The sequence below is a fragment of the Salinivibrio sp. IB868 genome (assembly GCF_001995655.1).
Classification (GTDB): Bacteria; Pseudomonadota; Gammaproteobacteria; order Enterobacterales; family Vibrionaceae; genus Salinivibrio; species Salinivibrio siamensis.
The window spans coordinates 37,495-53,831 of sequence record NZ_MUEW01000016.1 but is presented as its reverse complement, the minus strand read 5'-3'; the positions used below and the strand labels follow the sequence as shown (position 1 = coordinate 53,831).

Annotated in this window: 7 protein-coding genes and 1 pseudogene; 7 read left to right on the top strand and 1 reads right to left on the bottom strand. The window is 51.7% G+C overall.

The genetic code is table 11. The features are described from left to right. Together BZG20_RS16285 and BZG20_RS14770 are read left to right on the top strand one after the other, a co-directional pair. Window positions 1-9,178 (top strand): annotated as a pseudogene (locus BZG20_RS16285) (VCBS domain-containing protein); the annotation flags it as partial. Window positions 9,179-9,292: 114 nt separating this feature from the next. Beyond that, window positions 9,293-10,204, top strand: coding sequence for a mechanosensitive ion channel family protein (locus BZG20_RS14770; RefSeq protein ID WP_241828726.1), 912 nt, complete (start codon window positions 9,293-9,295; stop codon window positions 10,202-10,204). Window positions 10,205-10,274: 70 nt separating this feature from the next. On the opposite strand, the gene BZG20_RS14765 is transcribed toward BZG20_RS14770, so the two are convergent. Then, entirely contained in the window at window positions 10,275-11,615 is a 1,341-nt protein-coding gene (locus tag BZG20_RS14765; protein ID WP_046075490.1) for a magnesium transporter, read from the bottom strand. Window positions 11,616-11,833: 218 nt separating this feature from the next. Here BZG20_RS14765 and BZG20_RS14760 point away from each other — a divergent pair, with 218 nt between their 5' ends. From BZG20_RS14760 to BZG20_RS14740, 5 genes are all read left to right on the top strand, one after another. Beyond that, window positions 11,834-12,274 carry an ATP-dependent zinc protease gene (locus tag BZG20_RS14760; RefSeq protein WP_046075491.1) on the top strand — a complete coding sequence of 147 codons (441 nt, stop codon included), beginning with the start codon at window positions 11,834-11,836 and terminating at the stop codon, window positions 12,272-12,274. 14 nt (window positions 12,275-12,288) lie between these two features. Further along, window positions 12,289-13,194, top strand: coding sequence for a 30S ribosomal protein S6--L-glutamate ligase (rimK, locus tag BZG20_RS14755; RefSeq protein WP_046075492.1), 906 nt, complete (start codon window positions 12,289-12,291; stop codon window positions 13,192-13,194). Continuing rightward, the gene (locus BZG20_RS14750; protein WP_046075493.1) at window positions 13,160-14,248 is read left to right on the top strand and encodes a succinylglutamate desuccinylase/aspartoacylase family protein; all 1,089 of its coding nucleotides are present in this window, start codon (window positions 13,160-13,162) and stop codon (window positions 14,246-14,248) included. The genes rimK and BZG20_RS14750 overlap by 35 nt, the downstream gene beginning before the upstream one ends. A gap of 107 nt (window positions 14,249-14,355) precedes the next feature. Beyond that, complete coding sequence (gene msrB / locus BZG20_RS14745; RefSeq protein ID WP_077579485.1) at window positions 14,356-14,799, top strand: peptide-methionine (R)-S-oxide reductase MsrB; 444 nt, start codon at window positions 14,356-14,358, stop codon at window positions 14,797-14,799. A gap of 120 nt (window positions 14,800-14,919) precedes the next feature. Then, window positions 14,920-16,332, top strand: a complete 1,413-nt coding sequence (locus BZG20_RS14740; protein ID WP_077579484.1) for a GGDEF domain-containing protein — start codon at window positions 14,920-14,922, stop codon at window positions 16,330-16,332. Window positions 16,333-16,337 lie beyond the last annotated feature (5 nt).

Sequence of the window (16,337 nt, the reverse complement as noted above, 5' to 3'; positions counted from 1 at the left end):
GATCAGTCTGCCGTACAGAACTTGGATGCCGGTGATCAGGTGACCGACACCATCACCCTCACCGCAAGCGATAACACACAACAAGATATTGTTATCACCATTACCGGCACCGACGACTTACCTGAAGTCACCGGTAGCTTTACCGGCTCAGTGACCGAAGGTGACGAAGGCGATGCGGTCACTGCCACCGGCACCATTTCGATCAGTGATGTCGATGGCGATGACAATCCGACGTTTGCTGACGTCACACAGGCAGGCACTTACGGCTCGTTGGAGCTAGTAGATGGTGCTTGGACCTACACCCTCGATCAGAGCTCAGTGCAGGATTTAGATGCCGGCGATCAGGTGACCGACACTATCACCCTGACTGCAAGCGATAACACGCAACAAGATATCGTCATCACCATTACCGGCACCGACGATGCGCCAGAAGTGAGTGGTGAGTTTGTAGGTTCTGTCACCGAAGGGGACGTGGGCGATGCCGCGGTCACTGCAAGTGGCACCATTGCGATCAGTGATGTGGATGGCGACGATACACCGGCCTTTGCCGATACCACTGAAGCGGGGACTTATGGCTCGCTAGACCTAGTTAACGGCAACTGGACCTACACCCTCGATCAGTCTGCCGTGCAGGATTTAGATGCCGGTGATCAAGTGACGGACACCATCACCCTCACCGCAAGCGATAACACACAACAAGATATTGTTATCACGATTACGGGGACCGACGATGCGCCAGAATTGAGGGGTGAGTTTTTTGGCTCGGTCACCGAGGGCAATGAAGACGATGCCCCTGTCACTGCCACGGGCACCATCGCGATCAGTGATGTCGATAGTGACGACGCGCCAACCTTTGCCGACGTCACACAGGCAGGCACTTACGGCTCGTTGGAGCTAGTCGGTGAGAGCTGGACCTATACACTAAATCAGGGCTCGGTTCAGGGTTTAGACGCCGGCGATCAGGTGACGGATACCATCACCCTCACTGCAAGCGATAACACACAGCAAGATATTGTTATCACCATTACCGGCACCGACGACTTACCTGAAGTCACCGGTAACTTTACCGGCTCAGTCACCGAAGGCAACGAAGGCGATGCGGTCACTGCCACCGGCACCATTGCGATCAGTGATGTTGATAGTGACGATAACCCGACCTTTGCCGATACCACAGAGAGCGGCACTTACGGTTCGCTAGAGCTGGTGAACGGTAATTGGACTTACACCCTCGATCAATCTGCCGTGCAGGATTTAGATGCCGGTGATGAGGTGACAGACACTATCACCCTCACCGCAAGCGATAACACGCAACAAGATATTGTTATCACCATTACCGGCACCGACGACTTACCTGAAGTCACCGGTAGCTTTACCGGCTCAGTGACCGAAGGTGACGTGGGCGATACCGCAGTAACTGCCACGGGCACCATCGCGATCAGTGATGTCGATAGTGACGACGCGCCAACCTTTGCCGACGTCACACAGGCAGGCACTTACGGCTCGTTGGAGCTAGTCGGTGAGAACTGGACCTACACCCTCGATCAATCTGCCGTGCAGGATTTAGATGCCGGTGATCAGGTGACCGACACCATCACCCTTACTGCAAGCGATAACACACAACAAGATATTGTGATCACCATTACCGGCACCGACGACTTACCTGAAGTCACCGGTAGCTTTACCGGCTCAGTCACCGAAGGCAACGTGGGCGATGCCCCTGTCACTGCCACGGGAACCATTGCGATCAGTGATGTCGATAGTGACGATAATCCAACCTTTGCCGATACCACTGAAGCGGGGACTTATGGTTCGCTCGAGCTGGTCAATGGCAGTTGGACCTACACCCTTGATCAGTCTGCGGTGCAGGATTTAGATGCCGGCGATCAGGTGACCGACACTATCACCCTGACAGCCTCTGATGGCACCGAACAAGATATTGTTATCACCATTACGGGGACGAATGATGCCCCTGAAGTAAGCGGTAGCTTTGTTGGTTCTGTCACCGAAGGCAACGTGGGCGATGCGGCGGTGACTGCGACGGGTACGATTGCCATCAGTGATGTCGATAGTGACGACGCGCCAACCTTTGCCGATACCACAGAAACCGGGACTTACGGTTCGCTCCAGCTAGTTAACGGTAATTGGACTTACACACTTGATCAGTCTGCGGTGCAGAGTTTAGATGCCGGCGATCAGGTCACCGATACTATCACCCTCACTGCCTCTGATAGCACAGAGCAAGATATTGTTATCACTATTACGGGGACAAATGATGCCCCTGAAGTAAGCGGTAGCTTTGTTGGTTCTGTCACCGAAGGCAACGAAGGTGATGCACCTGTCACTGCCACCGGCACCATTGCGATCAGTGATGTGGATAGCGACGACAATCCGACCTTTGCCGATGTGACACAGGCAGGCACTTATGGCTCGTTGGAGCTAGTAGATGGTGCTTGGACCTACACCCTCGATCAGTCTGCCGTGCAGGATTTAGATGCCGGTGATCAGGTGACCGACACCATCACCCTTACTGCAAGCGATAACACGCAACAAGATATTGTTATCACCATTACGGGGACCGACGACTTACCTGAAGTCACCGGTAGCTTTACCGGCTCAGTCACCGAAGGCAACGAAGGCGATGCGGTCACTGCCACGGGTACCATTGCGATCAGTGATGTCGATAGTGACGACGCGCCAACCTTTGCCGATACCATTGAAGCAGGAACCTATGGTTCGCTCCAGCTAGTTAACGGTAATTGGACTTACACCCTTGATCAATCTGCGGTGCAGAGTTTAGATGCCGGCGATCAGGTGACCGATACCATTACCCTGACGGCAAGCGATAACACGCAACAAGATATTGTCATCACCATTACCGGGACGGATGATGCGCCTGAAGTGAGTGGTGAGTTTGTTGGCTCGGTCACCGAGGGCAATGAAGACGATGCCCCTGTCACTGCCACCGGCACCCTTGCGATCAGTGATGTGGATGACGGCGATAATCCGACCTTTGCGAATACTACAGAAGCGGGGACTTATGGCTCGTTAGAGCTGGTGAACGGCAATTGGACTTACACCCTCGATCAGTCTGCCGTGCAGGATTTAGATGCCGGCGATCAGGTGACCGACACCATCACCCTCACCGCAAGCGATAACACACAACAAGATATTGTTATCACCATTACCGGCACCGACGACTTACCTGAAGTCACCGGAAGCTTTACCGGCTCAGTGACCGAAGGTGACGAAGGCGATGCGGTCACTGCCACCGGCACCATCGCGATCAGTGATGTTGATGGCGGCGATAATCCGACCTTTGCGAATACTACAGAAGCGGGAACTTATGGCTCGTTGGAGCTAGTAGATGGTGCTTGGACGTACACCCTCGATCAATCTGCCGTGCAGGATTTAGATGCCGGTGATGAGGTGACAGACACTATCACCCTCACCACAAGCGATAACACACAACAAGATATTGTTATCACCATTACCGGCACCGACGATGCGCCAGAAGTGAGTGGTGAGTTTGTAGGTTCTGTCACCGAAAGTGACGTGGGCGATACCGCAGTAACTGCGACGGGCACCATCGCGATCAGCGATGTCGATAGTGACGATAACCCGACCTTTGCCGATACCACAGAGAGCGGCACTTACGGTTCGCTAGAGCTGGTGAACGGTAATTGGACTTATACCCTCGATCAATCTGCCGTGCAGGATTTAGATGCCGGCGATCAGGTGACAGACACCATCACCCTCACCGCAAGCGATAACACACAACAAGATATTGTCATCACCATTACGGGGACAGAGGATGCCCCTGAAGTAAGTGGTGAGTTTGTTGGCTCAGTGACCGAAGGTGACGTGGGCGATACCGCAGTAACTGCCACGGGTACCCTTGCGATCAGTGATGTCGATAGCGACGACAATCCGACCTTTGCCGATGTTACACAGGCTGGCACTTACGGTTCGCTAGAGCTGGTGAACGGTAATTGGACTTACACGCTCAATCAAAGCTCGGTTCAGGATTTAGATGGCGGCGATCAGGTGACGGATACCATCACCCTCACTGCAAGCGATAACACACAGCAAGATATTGTTATCACCATTACCGGCACCGACGACTTACCTGAAGTCACCGGTAACTTTACCGGCTCAGTGACCGAAGGTGACGCGGGCGATACAGCGGTAACTGCCACGGGTACCATTGCGATCAGTGATGTGGATAGCGACGACAATCCGACGTTTGCCGACGTCACGCAGGCAGGCACTTACGGCTCGTTGGAGCTAGTAGACGGTGATTGGACGTATACGCTTGATCAAGACAGCGTGCAGGATTTAGATGCTGGCGATCAAGTGACGGACACCATTACTCTCACCGCCTCTGATGGCACCCAGCAAGCTATTGTCATCACCATTACGGGGACGGATGACGCACCTGAAGTCACCGGTAGCTTTACCGGCTCAGTCACCGAAGGTGACGTGGGCGATACCGCAGTAACTGCCACGGGCACCATTGCGATCAGTGATGTGGATAGTGACGACGCGCCGACCTTTGCCGATACCACTGAAGCGGGGACTTATGGCTCGCTAGAGCTGGTGAACGGCAACTGGACTTACACCCTCGATCAGTCTGCCGTACAGAACTTGGATGCCGGTGATCAGGTGACCGACACCATCACCCTCACCGCAAGCGATAACACACAACAAGATATTGTTATCACCATTACCGGCACCGACGACTTACCTGAAGTCACCGGTAGCTTTACCGGCTCAGTGACCGAAGGTGACGAAGGCGATGCGGTCACTCGATCAGTCTGCCGTACAGAACTTGGATGCCGGTGATCAGGTGACCGACACCATCACCCTCACCGCAAGCGATAACACACAACAAGATATTGTTATCACCATTACCGGCACCGACGACTTACCTGAAGTCACCGGTAGCTTTACCGGCTCAGTGACCGAAGGTGACGAAGGCGATGCGGTCACTGCCACCGGCACCATTGCGATCAGTGATGTGGATAGTGACGACGCGCCAACCTTTGCCGATACCACAGAGAGCGGCACTTACGGTTCGCTAGAGCTGGTCAACGGCAATTGGACTTACACCCTCGATCAGAGCTCAGTGCAGGATTTAGATGCCGGTGATCAAGTGACGGACACCATCACCCTCACCGCAAGCGATAACACACAACAAGATATTGTCATCACCATTACGGGGGCCAATGACGCCCCCACCTTGGCTCAAGCCGTTTCAACACAAACTCTGCAAGAGGATTTTGTTAGCTACACCATTGATCTCAATACGGTGTTTTCCGACATCGACAGTGACGATACCTTGAGTTTCGATGTGGCAAATGTGCCCAGTGGAGTTTCTGTCTCTATTGATGCGAATGGAGTCGCGACCATTTCTTCGGTCGCCGATTGGAGTGGGACAGAGACAGTAAGCTTCCGCGCCACCGATACGCAAAATGCGAGCCTGACCCACGATGTCACCTTCAACGTCGAAGGGGTTGCTACCGCCCCCACCCTCACAGTCAGCCGTGGCGATCAATCACTGACTTATATCGATGACACGGGACAAATCTCCGCCACTGACCCTGGCGCAGGCGGGTCACGTGCGATTCTATCGCCTTTAACAATCTCCGGCACCGCCAATGAATCGGGCGAAACACTTACTTACCGAATCAGCGGCTTACCGGATGATGCAGTATTATCAGCGGGGACAAAAGAGGCAAGCACCGGCGATTGGCTACTCACGGACGCGCAACTGAGTGGTCTTAATCTCGCCTCTCCTGCCGATATTACTGGTGTCACGCTATCGATTACGGCTATCAGTACCGACGGCACGGATCAGGCATCAACCACGGCCACTCTGAATCTAGAAAATGACAGCTTTGCACAGACCGAAGGACAAGCCACCAGCATTGCTAGTGTCGACGGACTGATCAGCAACGATACAGACACACAGGCCTCTGTCACCCGCGTTGCCACCAATGCCAGCCAAGGAGAAAGTGGTAACAGTGAAATTGTGATCGGCCCTGCCACCATCGTCACCGCATTGGGTGGCAGTGTTACTGTCAACGCAGACGGTAGCTTTACCTACACTGCACCGGCAGTGAACCATGCAGGCGGCGGTCACGTCTATGACAGCTTCTCCTACCAAAGTAGCGAGAATGAAGAGTGGACAACCGTGACCTTCGATGTGAGCGACTCTGCGCCGGTAGCCCATGATGATAGTGATAGCGTAGCCTCTGGCGCCTCGACAGGAGGGAACGTGATCACTGCCGGCGCCGGTGCCGATACCCTCGGGGCGGATACCACCACGGTGACCGCGGTTAGCTTCAATGGCACCACGTATGCAGTCAACGGCAGTACTGTGATTGCCACATCGCAAGGGCAATTAACCATTCAACCCGACGGCAGCTACCTGTATCAATCATCGGTCGCGTCAACGACGGATGCCAGCACGCTGGACGATGAGGTATTCACCTATACCCTCACCGACAGCGATGGGGATACGAGTCAGGCGCAGCTCACACTCGGTCATGACAACAATACCCAGTTAAACGCCGATATCGCTTCAGTCAGCGAGCAAGGGTTAGTGAGCGACGATAATAGTCAAACCACCCAAGGTAACCTGTTGGATAATGATACGGGGATTGGCGTTAATGTCAGCCTGCATCAAATTAATGGGCAAAGCTTTGGCAGTGATGGGGTTTTAACCCTCACCACTGCCAGTGGCACTCTGACTGTTTATAACCAAGACAACACCCAAGGTTATCGCGCGGGTGACTACACCTATACGCTCAATAATGCCACCAGCGGTGATAACGTGAGCGAAGCCTTCACCTACACCACCTATGATCCGACGGCGTCTACGGCGTATCGCTCATCGACATTAACGGTCAATGTGCAAGATGACACGCCGACCTCAGACAACATCGAAAGTGCCTTGTACGCGACGGCGGAGAGTAGCTCGACGTTTAACCTTATTCTCACCATTGATCTGTCCGGCAGTATGTCCGATCCGGTTGACCCAAGCGATCCGGATTCACCCACTCGGATGGAAGTCACTAAAGCCGCGCTAAAATCGATGATTGAGGAATACGACAGACTCGGGGATCTTAATATCCAAATTGTGTCGTTCTCGGATACGGCGAGTTCATCAGGCTGGCTTCTTAATGACGCCGCCAGCGCGTTGGATGCCATTGAGGGCTTATACGCAGGTGGCGCGACCCGGTACGATAACGCGCTCAATGAGATCATCAATAATATTGATACATCAGGGATCAGCGCAGATAAGACTATCTCGTATTTTATCTCGGACGGGATGCCCAATGATGACTTTGAAAGTAACACCAGCCTGCAAAGCGCATGGCAAACTTATGTCAGTACGCAAGGTATTGACGAGTCCTTCAGTGTCGGGGTCGGGGATGGCATTACGACATCGCCACTGACACCGATTGCGGCAAGCAGTTCAGGCAATACCAGTGACAATGTGTTGCTGGTCACCGATGAAAATGAGCTCGCCTACTCACTGCTACAAACCATTGAGAGTGGACAAGTGTCAGGCGGTCTCGTGCTGACGGATGATGACGGCAATACTGTCTCTTTGTTCGGCGCCGACGATGGCTATATTTCTACACTCACCTTGGATGGACAAACATACAACTATGACCCGGCGACTGACAGCGCGCAGCAGACCTTTGAAACCGCAAAAGGCGGTATCCTCACCATCAATTTTGATACCGGCGAATACGACTACCGCGTTGCGGTCGACAGAAATATTCTCAACGAGCAAGAGCAAATTGCGCTGACGCTTACCGACAACGATGGCGATACCAGTGAGGTCAATGTCGCCATTAACCTCTACTACGAGGCACGGCTAGATGCCAATCACGATATTGTAATCACCAATATTCATGATGGTAGTCCGATCGTCATTCCCGGTTTGGCCTTAACCCATAACGATATTCCTTCGATGGACAGTACGATCACGGCCACCAGTAATGCAATACAAGGGTCGGTAACGGGCACAGATGACGTCACTTTCACGCCCGATAGTGCGATGAATACGCAAAGCTTCCTTGATCCCATCGGTAACGATTCCGAGTTTATTGCTGAATCCGAACTGGGCGATTTCGCCAGTTCCTTTGCTCAGGCACAGAGCCTAGACCGCGGTAAATTCGGCACCATGACACAGGAGGTGTGGACACACATTGATGCTGGTAACTATGGTGCCAATGCTGCCCTGACGGGGACGGTCCAGAACGGCATTGATAGTGATATGACGAAAATGGATCTTTACCAGAACGAAACCTTACTCTTTGATGATGACCATTGGTTCAATGATCTAAGCGTGAGAGTCTATGACCAAAACCAACAGCTTTTGGACACCCTCAATCCCGACTCTGGCAGCAATAGCTTTACGGCCGGTCAGCAGGGCACTTACTACTTTGAGATCGTTTCCAACAATGGATCTAATGACACCGAAAGCTACGAGATTTACCTGACTTTGGATAGCTCGAATGCGGTGTTACCAGAGCCTGAGCATCAATTTGAGTACACTACCTCTAACGGCAGTTATATGGACAGTGCACTGGTTGATATTATTGCCATTGATGACCAAACGCTAGAAGGTAACTATCAAAGTGAAATTCTCGCGGCCGGTACAGGTGACGACACCCTGATCGGTAACGAAGGAGATGATAGCTTACTCGGGAACCACGGCGATGATACGCTTGATGGCGGCCTTGGCGATGATTTGCTGATTGGCGGCCAAGGTGACGACACGTTGACAGGGGGGCTTGGGTCGGACACTTTCGCCTTTTTGAGCGGTGATCAAGGGTCTATCGGCGCTGAGGCGGTTGATCGTATTACTGACTTTGATGTGCAAAAGGACATACTGGATCTCTCCGAGCTTCTGATTGATGAAGACCAAGACGGTGCGAATCTAGAAGACTACCTAACTCTTGAGGACAACGACCAAGGTGAAGCCACCTTGTACATCGCCTCGGCGGGCGATAATCAAATCGACCAGCACGTGGTGTTTGAAAACCTCAGTGTGGCAGACATGGCTAGTGCATACGAAATTGATATGAGTGGCCTGAGCAGCCAAGAGCTAAGCGCTTCTGTGATTGATGCCATGATCCAACAAAGCAAACTGATGACAGACTAACTCATGCCTAACGCGCACCTTATGCGTGATAGTCGCAAGTTTACGTTTTATTTTGCCTAACAAAGGGGCAGAATAGCGCCAAAACTTGCCAGAAGCATTACGGGAGCGATTTTGTTATCTGAGTTGAAAAACATCGCCCAACTGTTGGTCGAAAACAAACTATTGACCACCATTGGTGTTATCGTCTTTGTTAGCGTGATCCGTCGCCTGATTTTGCGTCATATTCGCGGTGATAGTAACTTTCTCAGCGAAGATCAACGTAAGTGGATATCTCGCACTAAAAATGGTGCATTTAGTCTGCTTTTACTGTTTTTGTTCTTGTTTTGGAACACAGAAATTAGTGAGTTTGCCCTCTCGCTCACAGCCATTGCGGTCGCGGTGGTAGTGGCTTCCAAAGAAATTATCCTGTGCTTTACCGGTTCTATTCAGCGCGCCAGTTCACGATCGTTTCGTATCGGGGATTGGATTGAGGTAGGTAACTCTCGTGGCGAAGTGATCGAGCACAATTTGATGGCGACCAAAATTCAAGAAATTGATACCCATCATGGGCACTATTGCTACACCGGAAAAACCGCGACATTACCGAACAGCTTGTTTTTCTCTACCACTGTGAAAAACCTGAACTTTATGAAGCGCTATGTTTATCACCATTTTCACCTGGTGATCCGTGGCGATATAAATTTATACCCCCATATTCCCGCACTACTGGCGCGTATTGATGATCACAGCGAAGACTTTATGGATATTGCTCGACGTTATAACCATGTGATTGAGCGCCATGCTGGTGTCGATCTTCCTGGCCCAGAGCCTCATCTTTACCTCTCGCACACAGAGACAGGAGAGCAACTGGTGCATGTGCGATTGTTTTGTCCTACCGAGCGTGCGGCCGAATTAGAGCAGCTCATTCGCGAGGATGTGATGACGCTTTATTGCGAAAAGCTGCTCCCCGCAGCAGACGGTAAACTGAGCGAACAAACCGAGCGGTCAGAGGCAGAAACGGCCACACCTTCAACACCGGCTTGATATAAAAAAGCGCTCGTGGCTATCACGAGCGCTATCCACTAAGTAACAACACATCACGCCTAAGAATCACTTACAGTAAAAACAACGTTCCTAAGCCTAAGAAAGCGACAAAACCGACGATGTCAGTCACCGTGGTTAAAATCACTGAGCCTGACAGAGCCGGATCAATCTTCAGCTTCCCTAATAACACAGGTACAAAAATCCCCGCCAGTGCAGCACTGATAATATTGGCGACAATCGCGGCGCCAATCACCGCACCGAGTCCCCAGCTTTCAAACCAATAACCCGCAATAGCACCAATCACAAGCGCCCAAAGCACGCCATTGAGTAGCCCCACTTTAAATTCCTTACTCAAAAGGGGCTTTAAGTTAGCCTTAGATATTTGTCCTAACGCGAGGCCTCGCACGATCAGCGTCAGCGTTTGACTACCGGCAATCCCACCCATTGAGGCGACCACGGGCATCAATACGGCAAGCGCGACCACTTGTTGCAATGTCGCTTCAAACAAACCAATAAACCAAGAGGCCAGAAAAGCCGTCATCAGGTTAATCCCAAGCCATAACGCGCGATTACGCGCACTTTTCATCACCGGGGAGAATAAATCTTCATCTTCATCCAAACCCGCCGTGGCCATGATTTGCGCTTCTGCCCGTTCCGCTTGCATCTCATAGGCAGTACCAAGGTCAAGCCGGCCAATTAACATGCCACCATCATCCAATACGGGTAGCGCGATTTCTTCACTGCTCGCGACTTTGTCGGCACTGGTATAGATATCATCACGCGCATTTAAGCTGGGAAATTGCTCGCGTACCAGCTCACTGATTTTGAGAATACCGTCCGCGCCGAACAACTTATGAATAGGCACCGCACCCACCCAAATGCCTCGACTATCGACCACGAAGACATGATCGCAATATTTTGGCATCACCCGTCGAAGTAGACGGAGTACCACATTTACCTTGGTTTTAGCCGGCACCACCAAAGGTTGATGATCACACCAGTGGCCCACTTGAGTATCCGCATATTGTTGCGCAGAGGCGTAGCGTTGCTTTTGCTCCGAGTCCATCCGACCGAGCGCTTCCTCTAACAGCGGTTCGGTCAACACATCTTGCAGTTCCAACAAGGTGTCCGCGTCGAGATCAGCGAACAGTGTATGTAGCTGTGCCTCATCAACGGCACGGATAACCGCTTCGCCTGCGTCATCGCGCATCTCCGCCAACACAGGAAGCTGTATTGAAGGAGAGAGTTGCTCCCAAAAGCCCACACGATCGCTAACAGGTAAGGCTTCTAATAACAAAGCAAGGCTATCAACACCGTGTGCTTGCTCTATCTCTTGTATCGTTTCGGGCGCACCTTGATCGACTTTTGATAGCAAATCATCAATCACTTCTTGTCTATCACTCGTTTGCATGGTATTTCCTTCTCAACGGTCATCATGTGCACAGAAACCCAGCGACCCGCCCCGGTAGGGCGTCCCTCTCAACCAGTCTCCCATATGCCATGATAGTGCCGCTTCCAGTGTGCGATGGTTATCACATATCATCGCTGATTTTTCAGATTCTTACCACGAATAACCGCTATCACTTCTATGGTAAAAGCAAGGCAGAGCAATAACGAGTAATGATAACAATGCCGGTTCAATCAACGGAAAAAGTGTGTGTGGGTTGGCGCGAATGGATTAGCCTCCCAGACCTAGATATTGCGCGTATAAAAGCCAAAATTGACACGGGCGCGCGTACTTCATGCTTGCATACCTTCAAAATTGAAGAGTTTGAAAAAGGAGGCGCTGCTTGGGTTCGTTTTTGGATCCACCCTCACCAAGGTGATGACGAACATGTTATTCAAGCGGAAGCGCCCGTGCTTGCGCGCCGTGTCGTGCGCGACTCTGGCGGGCACGAGCAACTTCGCTATGTGATTCAGACCACACTCAAAGCCGGTGAACTGTGTTATCCCATAGAGATGACACTCACCGCACGCGATAACATGCGCTTTCGTATGCTGTTAGGTCGTACCGCGATGACAGGCAACGTCATTGTCGATCCTATGCATTCATTCCTGCTCGGCAAATAGGAGTCCTAACCACAATGAAAATCGGTATCCTTTCCCGGAATAAAAACCTCTATTCCACTCGACGTCTGATTGAAGCGTGCGAACAGCGTGGTCATGAGTATAAAATCATTGACGCGCTGCGCTGTTACATGAGCATCAACTCCACACAACCGTCAATTCATCTTGCTGGCGAAGAGCTAGAAGGGTTTGAAGCCATCATCCCTCGTATCGGCTCATCGGTGACCTTTTATGGCTGTGCCGTACTGCGCCAGTTTGAAATGATGGGGGTTTTTCCCGTTAATGAGTCCGTGGCTATCACCCGCTCTAGAGATAAGCTGCGCTCGATGCAATTGCTGTCGCGCAAAGGCATAGGCATGCCACATACTGGGTTTGCTAGCAAGCCTGGGGATGTTGGAGACCTATTGGAGATGGTCGGCAGTGCCCCTGTGGTCGTCAAACTGCTGGAAGGCACTCAAGGCATTGGTGTCGTCCTCGCCGAAACCAAAAAAGCGGCTGAAAGTGTGATAGAAGCCTTTATGGGCCTAAAAGCAGACATTTTGGTGCAAGAGTATATTAAAGAGTCCAGCGGCGCCGATATTCGCTGTTTTGTGATTGGTGACAAAGTCATCGCCGCGATGAAACGTCAAGCCCAGCCAGGGGAGTTTCGCTCCAATTTACACCGAGGTGGTTCCGCAACCTTGGTACGGATCACACCGGCAGAGCGTCGAACCGCAATTGCTGCGGCTAAAGCCATGGGACTCAATGTCGCTGGGGTCGATTTACTGCGCTCCGAGCGCGGCCCTTTGGTGATGGAAGTCAACTCCTCACCGGGGTTAGAGGGCATAGAAAAAGCCACCGGGAAAGACGTCGCGGGTATGGTGGTGGAATACATCGAAAAGACTGCTAATGCCAAGAGGACGCGAACTCGTGGTAAGGGCTAAAAGAAACAATGCTATCGATATCGGGGGTGAGACCGTTAACCCAGGTGATCGCCTTAGCTTAGAGCTGGAAATCGCCAAGCTTTATACCCACGCCCCACTCAACGTGAGTATAGAGGTTCTTAACGGCAAACTATCGGGCCCTACACTGTTAATCTGTGCGGCCATTCATGGCGATGAGCTCAATGGTATCGAGATTGTTCGCCAAATTATGGCGAGAACCGACACCCAAAAACTACGCGGAACAATCGTTGCCATTCCCGTTGTTAATGTATTTGGCTTTATTCACAAGTCTCGCTATCTGCCGGATAGGCGTGATTTGAATCGCTCCTTTCCGGGCTCTGAACGTGGCTCAATTGCCGGGCGCATGGCGTATCAGCTGTTTAATGAAGTGATTAGCCAATGCACCCATGTGATCGATTTGCATACCGCCGCTATCCACCGCACCAATCTGCCACAAATCCGCGCCAATTTAGATAACCCAGAAGCGGGGGCGATGGCGACCGCATTTTCCGCCCCTGTGGTTGTCGACGCCGCCTTAAGGGGCGGCTCCTTACGCGCAGAGGCAGAGGCAATTGGCATTCCGGTGATCACCTATGAGGCCGGTGAAGCCCTACGCTTTGAGCCTTACGCAATTAACGCAGGGGTCAGGGGAGTGATACGCGTAATGCGCCACTTGGGTATGCTGCGTCAGTCGCGGCGTAAATTACCTTACAAACCCGTCACAGCCAGAGCAACCCGATGGGTGCGCGCCGACGCCGATGGCATATTCCGCAGCCACATTGCACTGGGTGAAATGGTCTCCAAGCAACAAGTAATCGGTATCATTTCTGATCCAGCAGGCAGCCAAGAGGTAGAAGTGATCGCGCCTCAGAGCGGTATCCTCATCGGGCAGCAAACACTGCCCGTGGTCAATGAAGGTGATGCTATCTTTCATATTGCTTTTTTCTCACAGTCTGACGATTTGATTGAACAACACTTGGAGGGTTATCGAGACCAAGTCAAAGACGACCAAGATGATGAGTTAAAGTGGGGAATTGGTACGCTATCAACATGATCGAGTCACGAGAAACAAACCGTACTACTTGCATCGAGCAATAAGATTCATAACACTACGCGTTTTGTAGCACGGGCAGCCGCCCGTTCAATAAGAGGAACGACATCATGCTGACATGGCAAGACATCGTCGCTCGAAGTGAAAGCGGTAATCTCGCGCCGCCGTCGCGGGTTGAGAAAACAGACCAAGAGTGGCAAACACAACTCAGTGAAGAAGCCTTTCGTGTTACCCGGCAAAAAGGCACAGAGCGCGCGTTCAGCTCAGGCATGTGTACGCTCTTTGAGCCAGGGCGTTATGGGTGCACATGCTGCGGCACCTTGCTGTTTGATGCGCATGAAAAGTTTGATTCAGGTACAGGCTGGCCCTCGTTTACGCAACCGGCGCAAGATAATGCTATCGCTTATCACAAAGATAGCAGTCACGGGATGACACGGATTGAAACCACCTGTGCGACCTGTGACGCGCATCTTGGCCATGTATTTCCTGATGGTCCCCCACCATCTGGTTTACGCTTTTGTATGAATGCCGTCGCGTTGAAAAAGCTCGATTAAAAAGTACCTGTCCCGCTGAAAACGCAGAGCTCTACCTCGGCTCTGCTATACTATTCATTAACCGTACTGCCGCTATCAATCACGTTTATATCCTATTGCATCGCACGACGCAGAGGTGACATGCTACTGGGGCTCTCTCTACCTTCCGCTCGCCACATTTTGTTGTGGAGCTTCATTTACGGGGCAATCGTCTGGCTGGATATGCGCTATTTATCCGCGATACTCGATGTCCACACGGTCACCTTGCTCAATATCTCCAGTGGCCTTGCGGTGGTATTATTCCGGCATCTAGGAATGGGGATGATACTCCCGCTTATCCTTGCCGGCTCTCTTGGCCACGGTCTAGCCGCCATCGCCCGCATCGAGTCGCTCCATCTCGCGACAGGCATTTTTTTTGGTACATTTTTAACGCTCGCCTCGGCGCTCTCCGCATGGCTATGGCAAAAGTATTATCCACATTGCCTGGATACAGTGCGGGCCCTTTTTCGGTTTGTGCTCGTTGGATGCCTATTCCCCGCAATAGTAATGATGGCCATTGTCGCGATCCCGCTTTATATCGATGATCAGTTAGTTCACGGACGACTACAATTCTTGACCATTGAATTTATGATGACTTACACCACATCAACACTGCTTTGGGTCAGCTTGTACACCGCTTGGCAAAGGCTGGGGATCGACTGGTCAAAACTCAGTTGGCAAAACGTGGGCTACGTCACTGCCATTATGGCACTCACACTCATCAGTTTTTCTGTGTTTCCAGGCGCAATCTACATCGAGCTTGCGTTGCTGATTTATATCGCGTTCTCCGGCCATTGGCGTACGCTTCTGATTGGTCTTTGTGGCTTAATCATCGTGTCTATCTTAATGGTACCATTCGATATGGGCGCATTCGCGATCCCTAACCTCTATGACGGCGTGTTAGCACTGCTTATTTTTATCTTTACCACCGTACTGGCCAGCATCAGTATTTCCATCCAAGTGATGGAGTATAAAAATGCCGTGGCAGCACGAGACAGCTGGCAACGAAAAGCCAGCTTAGATCCACTGACGGGCACCGTTAATCGCTACGGCCTATTGCCTGAATTAGCGATTGAATACGAACGCGCTCGGCGAACGCAGTACACCTATACGGTCGCAGTCATTGATGTCGATAACTTCAAACAATTTAACGACACATATGGCCACTCCGCCGGCGATCGCGTCTTGCAAGATGTTGCTGCTGAGATCACACGCGCCGTTCGCCAAACCGATTTGGTGGCTCGATATGGTGGGGAAGAGTTTGTGATTATCTTTCGCAATACTGACAGTCACGATGCCTACTATGTGGCCGAGCGTATTCGCCAACGTATTGCGGCGAATACCTCACAGTTTGACAATCAATCGCTCACCTACACGGTCAGCTGTGGCTTATCCGAAAGCCGCCCAAGCGATAGCCACCCTGAGCAAGTATTTGACCGTGCCGATGATCACCTATATACCGCCAAAAGCTTGGGACGCAATCGTGTGGTGGTAGCGCCCAACACGGCGGAGTGAGCCGC

Excerpts from the sequence above, each read along its gene's own strand:
- BZG20_RS14765 (WP_046075490.1), bottom strand. The coding sequence starts at position 11,615 with ATGCAAACGAGTGATAGACAAGAAGTGATTGATGATTTGCTATCAAAA.
- BZG20_RS14740 (WP_077579484.1), top strand. The coding sequence starts at position 14,920 with ATGCTACTGGGGCTCTCTCTACCTTCCGCTCGCCACATTTTGTTGTGG.
- BZG20_RS14750 (WP_046075493.1), top strand. The coding sequence starts at position 13,160 with ATGCCAAGAGGACGCGAACTCGTGGTAAGGGCTAAAAGAAACAATGCT.
- rimK (WP_046075492.1), top strand. The coding sequence starts at position 12,289 with ATGAAAATCGGTATCCTTTCCCGGAATAAAAACCTCTATTCCACTCGA.
- BZG20_RS14760 (WP_046075491.1), top strand. The coding sequence starts at position 11,834 with ATGCCGGTTCAATCAACGGAAAAAGTGTGTGTGGGTTGGCGCGAATGG.
- msrB (WP_077579485.1), top strand. The coding sequence starts at position 14,356 with ATGCTGACATGGCAAGACATCGTCGCTCGAAGTGAAAGCGGTAATCTC.